Genomic DNA, 4,164 nt, shown 5'->3' on the forward strand with positions numbered 1-4,164 from the left:
AGAGGCAGTACCAACCGTTAACGCTGCCGGATTTGTCGCCTGGAACATGGAACCTGTGGATGTCGCCGTCTGGGTCGGGCAGCCAGTCGAGCGGCCCATATACCGATTGCATGGCTTCACGGAACAGAACCGGTGCGTCAGTCATGGTGAGCACCGTTGCCCGCAAACGCACGGCAGATGGCGCCGTTATTGATGCCGGTCCAGCGAGTCAGCTCGTCGATATCATCGACTAACGAAGATGTCACCACCGCTTCTGCGCTACGCATCACTACAAGCCCGCAAGCGGCATCCTCTTTATTCAAAAACGGCCCCAGCAATGCCTTTGGTGCCTTCGGATGCGTAACGAAAAACAGCTCAATGGCTTTCTTTGGGCAAGCCGGTAGCGCTGGCGCTGATGCGCCATTTTGAATTTTCATGGTCTAGGCCTTCTGTTTGGCTATGCGGCGCTGACTGAGTGCGCAAAGGGCGCTACCGGCAGCGCGATACGTCTCGACGTCAATCAGTCCGACGTTAAGCATTGCCGCCAAGGCTCCGTGCCCACGGTGGTAGTACATGTCAACAAGGCGGTCGTGGACTTTAGAAAGCCTTTTGTAGTTGAATTGGATGACTTCGGCAGGGGTCATTTGGTCGTCCCCCTGGCCATATCTTTTCGAAACATGCTGGTGCGGCTTTGCAGCTGGCTACTCCACTCAAGACTCAGGTGTGCCCCAAGTTCGGCAAGTTCGATTGCGTTGTCGGGGTCGCCGTTTTCGATGTCGGCGCCTATCGATCTCAATATCGCTCCGAGCCAACGGATGTTTTGGTCCGCTCCATCCAAGGCGCTGAGAACTTCGTCCTTTTTTTCCTGAATAGGACGGCTCATTGCACACCGCCGTTGGACTCAATCATGCCGTCGAGAACGTCTGCCCAAGCCATCGCGGTGTGCTGAGCGACAGTCGCCAGTACCTTCGACACGAACGGCTGGGTGGTGGGTGCTGCAATCACTGAGAGAGCCAGCGCGAGCATGACAAGGATTTCTTGCACGTCACGCAATTCATCAACTGGGCTATCGGTGCCGTTGAAGTTGAATGGAATCAGATTCATTGGGCGATCTCCGCTTGAGTTGGAGCGTGGAGAAGCGCCCGATAATCCGTAGCAGCTGAAGAGACAACGCTGCGCAGCATTTCTTCAGGGATATCGGCGACCTGAGCTTCGACGGCGAGGTGGAAAATTACGCCAGCAAGAACCACCCCCACCGGAATGTCGGTAAGCGTCGAGCGATCGCAAGCCATCTCGAACATCTGTTCCGCTAGGCAATCGTAATCATCAAAGCTGGAGGCTCGCGTGGCGATCGGCTTGCTTTTCGGCAGCGGGCGCTTTGATTTAGGGATTGGCGTGCTCATACCGACAACCCCGGCGAATCTGCCGACACACTTTGGGTTTCAGCTTTTTGTGTCGCGGATTCGACATCGCTTTGAACGCGCTCAAGGTAATGCTCTGCATCTTGCTGAAGTCGAACGCCAACTAATCGGAGGCCATGTCCGACGCCAGCGATCACAGACGGACTGAGAACTCCCTCCTCATCGCCAGAGTCGAGCAAGCGCTGAAACAGGCTACCGACAGCCCAAATAAACTGGCCGGTCGCTTCCATAGTCGAGGCAGCATTTCCCAGGCAGGCGCTAGTAGTGGTTGCGCGAGTCATACGGCACCGCCGACTGTTTCCAGGGCGCGCGATTTAGCCATATGACTGTTAAATCGGGCGAGACGGACTGCAAGGCTTGAGTTGGCCCGGAGTGCTGCGAAGGCCATAGCGCGGTGCGCGGCGGCTTTGCTGGATTCTACGGACGGATTTAGGGTAAGGGAGAACTGCATAGGTATCGCTCCAACTTGTGATCTGGAGTCGCCACTACCCGCTGCAAAACAGGATTGGGTGGCGACTGTGCACAGGTTTGCAGACCGGGAAAGTTGGCACCCGGCATACCCGAAGGTATCCCGCGCACAGCCGCCATAGAGCATCGCTACAGACGTAAAAAAACGCCTGCCAATGGACTTGGGGCGCTGGTGCGCCAACTTGATCGGGCTGCAAATCCCGGTCGCTGAATTTGCAGCGACCCGCGGAAGATACAGACGGCTAACCTTGTGTGCAACCCCCTGTTTCAGATTGAGCTTAGGCAGTGGTGGGCAGGCGAGCATATTCATGCGGCTTCGCTCCCGAGCTGCTTCATCTGCAGACCGCCGACGTAGCTCAGAAGATGTTTCTTCCGGGTGGCAAAGTCCTTGCCCTGGCCGATCAACAGTACGTCGCGATTTTCCACCAGCATGATCAGTTCAAGTTCAGCCTGGCTGAGTTGGTCACGGTTGCGGCCCTTGAACGCGCCGGTGATGACCTCGGTAATCAACCTGGCTTCGTTCATGTAATGGTGCGGCTTCGTGGTCTTGCCAATGGAGTCATGGGTGATCGATAGGGCATCACACAAGCTCCGGTAGCCGACTGCTGCCAACCGGCGGGCGACCGACCGCGAGTTGAGTTCACCGCGCACCAGGGCATCAACCTGCTGGTCGCACCAGATTTCAAAGTCGACCGACAGCCAGCGGGCAAACTTCACGGCCAGCCGTGGGTGAATCCAGGTGCCGCCACCCCGATCGGCACGGGCACGACTGGTTTTTACATATGTGATTTTCCCATATGTACGCTCCAGCCCTTCCAGATAGCGGATCGCGTCGGGCAGCCGAAGCCATTGCGCTGGCTCTTTGTCGAACCGTGCGGCGGCTTCGGTGGCGTTGATCCAGCCGTCAGCGTTGAACGTGACGGCCTGGCCCTCATAATCCATCTGCACAATTTTAGTAGTCATGCCGCCACCTCACGCCGAGCGCCCGCAGCGAGTCGCATCATCTTCAACACATTGCGGGCGCGTTTGCGCTCACTGACCGGCAGGGTGTACCGAGTAACTGTGCAATCCTCGCCCCAGTGGTTTGGAACCTGCTCAAGCACACGTTCGAACTTCAATCCGTAGCCATTGGCTAGGCTGCTGATTGTCGAATGTAGGCAGTGGTCACCTAGACGCTCAGCCTCAAACCGCATGAGGCTTCCATCGTTCACTAGATAGGTGAGGACGCGTGAAATCTTGGTCGGCGCGTTAGCTCGGGTGGTAACATCGCCGTGCGACAGGCTGCGTTTCTCTTCGGGGATCGTGGCCTTTTTCATTTATGCCACCGCTCGGCTTTCGGCGATCCGGTCATTCATCCAGCCGTAAATTTCAGACTCGACCCATACCACGCACTTCGGCCCGAGCATGACTTGTTTCGGGAAGTTGTCGGCGCCAATGCGGCGGTAAATCTCGGTACAAGACAGTCCGGTGATGCCTTCTACGGTTTGGCGCTTGATGAACCTGATCGCAGGCTTGTCGCCGGAGGCGGGTGCGGCCTGATGGGAATGCTTGCCGATGGAGTGGGTTGTGGCTGTCATCGTCTGCGCCTCCTAGGGCGTTATGGGTAACTGACGATGGCAATGCTAGGAGAGGGCTTACCCACTGGATAGGAGGGGTATCTTAGGAAATAGGCCGGGTATTCGGTCTGCCTAGGGTAGGGGTAAGTGACTACAACCCGCGCGCGGCTTGGTTTAGAAATAGGCGGGGTATTTTATTGGGAGCGGATGGCGCCAGCGCCTCGCTTACGCCAACTTACTACTGCGCAGAGCCTTTCGGTTGCTTCCTTGTTGAGCTTATAGCCGTTGTCTTTCAGCCAGTCTTCTACTAGTCCATGAACGCCGCGACCACCAGCACCAGCAGGATTATGGGTGCCGTCTCTGGTAATCGTCCGCCAGCACTCAAAGCCTAAGCGAAACTCGGGTGGCGATACTTCGTTGTCTGCTCGCAAGCATTCGGCAAGAGCCATAACATCTTCTAGGCGTTCTTCCATGCTGATAATGAGATCGCTGTCTTCTTGCTGCTGGCGGATCGCTTGGCTTAGTACGCGGCGGTCTTGCTCTGCATCGTCTCGAAGTTGTGTGATCTGCGCATCCTTGTAGGCAAGCTGAGCGCGAAGTTCGACTACGTCCTGATCTGAGCGTCGCCGCGCAGCCTGTTCGGCGTCCAAGCGCTCGGCTGCGCTCTGCTCGCCCTCTCGACGTAACTGAGCTTGTTGAGCTTTCAGAATTACCGGAGCACTGCCCGACAGATGGGCGAG

General features: G+C 56.9%; 10 protein-coding genes and 1 pseudogene. All 11 read right to left on the minus strand.

Features of this window, described 5'->3' with window-relative positions; genetic code table 11:
* Nucleotides 1-145 (minus strand): annotated as a pseudogene (locus tag M0974_RS07985) (topoisomerase); the annotation flags it as partial.
* The gene (locus tag M0974_RS07990; protein ID WP_297835021.1) at nt 138-416 is read right to left on the minus strand and encodes a hypothetical protein; all 279 of its coding nucleotides are present in this window, start codon (nt 414-416) and stop codon (nt 138-140) included. The pseudogene M0974_RS07985 and the gene M0974_RS07990, both read right to left, overlap by 8 nt.
* Before the next feature lie 3 nt (nt 417-419).
* Nucleotides 420-623 carry a hypothetical protein gene (locus tag M0974_RS07995; protein ID WP_297835024.1) on the minus strand — a complete coding sequence of 68 codons (204 nt, stop codon included), beginning with the start codon at nt 621-623 and terminating at the stop codon, nt 420-422.
* Complete coding sequence (locus M0974_RS08000; protein ID WP_297835028.1) at nt 620-862, minus strand: hypothetical protein; 243 nt, start codon at nt 860-862, stop codon at nt 620-622. The genes M0974_RS07995 and M0974_RS08000 overlap by 4 nt, the downstream gene beginning before the upstream one ends.
* Nucleotides 859-1,083 (minus strand): hypothetical protein, encoded by a 225-nt coding sequence (locus M0974_RS08005; protein WP_297835032.1) that lies wholly within the window; start codon nt 1,081-1,083, stop codon nt 859-861. Before M0974_RS08005 ends, M0974_RS08000 begins: the two co-directional genes overlap by 4 nt.
* The gene (locus M0974_RS08010; protein WP_297835035.1) at nt 1,080-1,382 is read right to left on the minus strand and encodes a hypothetical protein; all 303 of its coding nucleotides are present in this window, start codon (nt 1,380-1,382) and stop codon (nt 1,080-1,082) included. Before M0974_RS08010 ends, M0974_RS08005 begins: the two co-directional genes overlap by 4 nt.
* Nucleotides 1,379-1,681 carry a hypothetical protein gene (locus M0974_RS08015; RefSeq protein WP_297835038.1) on the minus strand — a complete coding sequence of 101 codons (303 nt, stop codon included), beginning with the start codon at nt 1,679-1,681 and terminating at the stop codon, nt 1,379-1,381. The genes M0974_RS08010 and M0974_RS08015 overlap by 4 nt, the downstream gene beginning before the upstream one ends.
* Before the next feature lie 493 nt (nt 1,682-2,174).
* Nucleotides 2,175-2,831, minus strand: a complete 657-nt coding sequence (locus M0974_RS08020) for a KilA-N domain-containing protein (protein WP_297835040.1) — start codon at nt 2,829-2,831, stop codon at nt 2,175-2,177.
* The gene (locus tag M0974_RS08025; RefSeq protein ID WP_297835043.1) at nt 2,828-3,184 is read right to left on the minus strand and encodes a hypothetical protein; all 357 of its coding nucleotides are present in this window, start codon (nt 3,182-3,184) and stop codon (nt 2,828-2,830) included. Before M0974_RS08025 ends, M0974_RS08020 begins: the two co-directional genes overlap by 4 nt.
* Nucleotides 3,185-3,445 carry an AlpA family transcriptional regulator gene (locus M0974_RS08030; protein ID WP_297835045.1) on the minus strand — a complete coding sequence of 87 codons (261 nt, stop codon included), beginning with the start codon at nt 3,443-3,445 and terminating at the stop codon, nt 3,185-3,187.
* A 173-nt stretch (nt 3,446-3,618) separates the two neighbouring features.
* Nucleotides 3,619-4,164: hypothetical protein (locus M0974_RS08035; RefSeq protein ID WP_297835048.1), on the minus strand; the 546-nt coding region annotated here is incomplete at its 5' end.

The sequence above is a fragment of the Pseudomonas sp. genome (genome assembly GCF_026224925.1).
In the GTDB taxonomy this organism is placed as follows: Bacteria; Pseudomonadota; Gammaproteobacteria; order Pseudomonadales; family Pseudomonadaceae; genus Aquipseudomonas.